The organism is Klebsiella sp. HMSC16C06, from assembly GCF_001808325.1.
In the GTDB taxonomy this organism is placed as follows: domain Bacteria; phylum Pseudomonadota; class Gammaproteobacteria; order Enterobacterales; family Enterobacteriaceae; genus Klebsiella; species Klebsiella variicola.
Map to the genome: position 1 here is coordinate 1 of NZ_KV792986.1, position 2,633 is coordinate 2,633.

Annotated in this window: 3 protein-coding genes; 2 read left to right on the forward strand and 1 reads right to left on the reverse strand. The window is 62.7% G+C overall.

Features of this window, described 5'->3' with window-relative positions:
* The first annotated feature begins 285 nt into the window (after window positions 1–285).
* Together HMPREF3142_RS04675 and HMPREF3142_RS04680 are read left to right on the forward strand one after the other, a co-directional pair.
* Window positions 286–1,797 carry an MFS transporter gene (locus tag HMPREF3142_RS04675; RefSeq protein ID WP_003830786.1) on the forward strand — a complete coding sequence of 504 codons (1,512 nt, stop codon included), beginning with the start codon at window positions 286–288 and terminating at the stop codon, window positions 1,795–1,797.
* Between the two features lie 10 nt (window positions 1,798–1,807).
* The gene (locus HMPREF3142_RS04680; RefSeq protein ID WP_003830785.1) at window positions 1,808–2,374 is read left to right on the forward strand and encodes a TetR/AcrR family transcriptional regulator; all 567 of its coding nucleotides are present in this window, start codon (window positions 1,808–1,810) and stop codon (window positions 2,372–2,374) included.
* Between the two features lie 19 nt (window positions 2,375–2,393).
* On the opposite strand, the gene HMPREF3142_RS04685 is transcribed toward HMPREF3142_RS04680, so the two are convergent.
* Complete coding sequence (locus tag HMPREF3142_RS04685; protein WP_047361095.1) at window positions 2,394–2,624, reverse strand: DUF6118 family protein; 231 nt, start codon at window positions 2,622–2,624, stop codon at window positions 2,394–2,396.
* Between the last annotated feature and the right edge of the window lie 9 nt (window positions 2,625–2,633).

Genomic DNA, 2,633 nt, shown 5'->3' on the forward strand with positions numbered 1-2,633 from the left:
CACGAGTATTGAGCATAGTCGAGATTGGTGCAGATGACTTCTGATATTGCGTGGTCAGGAGCCGACTGCACACCTGGCGTTACGCCCCGTCAATTGGTGCAGTCGTCTTCTGAAAATGACAGGCGGCAAGCTGTCGCACAACTTAGGAATTTCGCGACAAATTGATCGCGCCCCGGAATGCGAAGCCCCGCTGTCGGCCATTGTCTGAAGTTCCTCACGGGCAGGCGCTTGATACTTTACTAACTTGTCTGTAAAGTTTGGCTACTCTCACTGAATGGTGCTATCATGCCTGCCGCCCACTCGAACCGCTGGGTTCTTCTGGTGACCGTCGCCGCCGGTCTCCTGCTTATCGTTCTGGACAATTCGGTCCTCTACACGGCCCTGCCTACCCTGACGCGCGAGCTTGGCGCGACGGCAACGCAAGGGTTGTGGATCATCAACGCATACCCCCTCGTCATGGCCGGCCTGCTGCTCGGCACCGGGACGCTGGGTGACAGGATCGGTCACCGGCGCATGTTCCTCATCGGCCTCGTTCTGTTCGGTGTCGCGTCGATTGTGGCGGCCTATTCGCCTACAGCGGAAATCCTGATCGGGGCGCGGGCCTTTCTGGCGGTCGGCGCGGCGGCGATGATGCCCGCGACACTCGCCCTCATCCGCGTCACCTTCGAGGATGACCGGGAACGCAACATCGCCATTGCGATCTGGGGGTCGTTGTCGGTCGTCGGCGCTGCGCTCGGACCGATCATCGGCGGTTTTCTGCTCGGCCATTTCTGGTGGGGGTCGGTGTTCCTCATCAATGTGCCGGTAGTGGTCGCTGCCTTCATTTCGGCGCTGATCGTTGCGCCGAAGGTGGCCGGCGATGCGACCAAGCCTTGGGACGTGGTGTCGTCGTTTCAGGCATTGGTGGCGCTGTCGGCTTTTGTGATCGCGATCAAGGAATCTGCCCATGCCGGGCAGTCGTGGGCCGTCCCCGCTATTTCGCTGCTGGTTGCCATCCTCGCCGGAGCGCTGTTCGTCCGCCGGCAACTGCGCCTGCCGTTCCCGCTGCTCGACTTCTCGATCTTCCGCAATGCCGCGTTCACATCGGGCGTTCTAGCGGCCGCGTTCTCCCTGTTCGCCATCGGCGGTGTTGAGCTTGCTACGACGCAACGCTTCCAGCTCGTTGCGGGCTTCACGCCGCTGGAAGCCGGGATGCTGGTTTCGGCGGCGGCGCTCGGATCATTGCCGACTGCGCTGCTCGGTGGTGCATTCCTGCATCGTATTGGCCTACGTATCCTTATAGCTGGCGGGCTTGCGGCGGGATCGCTGGCGGTCCTGCTTGCGACATGGGGCATCACTCATGGCCTTGGCTGGCTGATCGCCGGTCTGGCGCTGACCGGTGCCGGCGTAGGTGCAACAATGTCGGTGGCATCAACGGCTATTGTGGGCAATGTGCCTGTGCATCGCGCCGGCATGGCGTCGTCGGTCGAGGAAGTGTCCTACGAGTTTGGCAGTCTGTTCGCTGTCACAATTCTCGGAAGTCTTTTGGCCTACCTCTATACGGTCAACGTCGTGTTCCCCGCCGGAACCTCGGAAGCGGCCCGCGACAGCATGGCGTCGGCGCTGGTCTTTGCCAACGAGGCGGGGGCCGATGGTGTTGTCGTGCGTCAAGCGGCAGGAATCGCATTCGACCACGCCTATACGGTCGTCATGTACGTGGCGGCGGGTGTTCTGGCCGTGGGTGCCCTGATCACCGGCATCCTGTTGCGGCGCTACGGTCCCGGCTCGCAATCGTCAGCCTATCCCACACAACACTAAGGAAGCCGACATGGCGAGAGCCAGCAAGCGCCTCGAAGTGCTTGAAGCCATTGTGAGCATCATCGAGCGTGACGGCCTCACCGCCGTCACCCTCGACGCCGTAGCGCTCGAAACCGGCATGACACGCGCCGGCCTTCTGTATCATTTCCCGTCGCGCGAAGCCCTGATCCTCGCCACCCATGAGCATCTGACTCGCTCATGGGAACAGGAGCTGGAAGCGAGCGCCGGCAACACCTCGGACAGGGCGACAGACGCCGAACGACACGCCGCCTACATCAACACCTGCGCAAGAGCTGCCCGGCGGGTCGAACTGCTGCTCATACTGGAAAGCTCCGACAATCGGCAGCTTGGCGATCTGTGGCAACAGGTCATCGACCGCTGGGCACCTCCTGCGCCGATTGGAAACGACGCTGCCGAGTTGGACAGGTTCATTTCGCGCCTTGCCGCCGATGGGCTGTGGATTCACGAGGCGCTGTCGTCGCGCCCGCTCCCCGAGCAACTGCGCAAGCGTATCGCGGCGCGCCTCGTCGCGATGGCCGCCGGACCTGTTGAGGCGGAAGAAAACCTCCCGAAATAACTGGTGTCCCCCCACAACCCTACTGCGCCGGTGCTGCCGGCGCTTTCACGGTGATGGTGCATTGCTGATCTGAACCGGCCGTGCGCGCGGCCTCGGCGCATTGCCCGATCGCCTCGGCATTGTCGCGCACGAGCTGCGAGGAATCGGCCACGCCGCGCCAGCTTCGGGGATCGGCCACCCGCATCATGGTGACGCCGGCGTTCCATCGGTCCTGACCTATGACGGTGTCGTTTTCAGAAGACGGCTGCACTGAACGTCA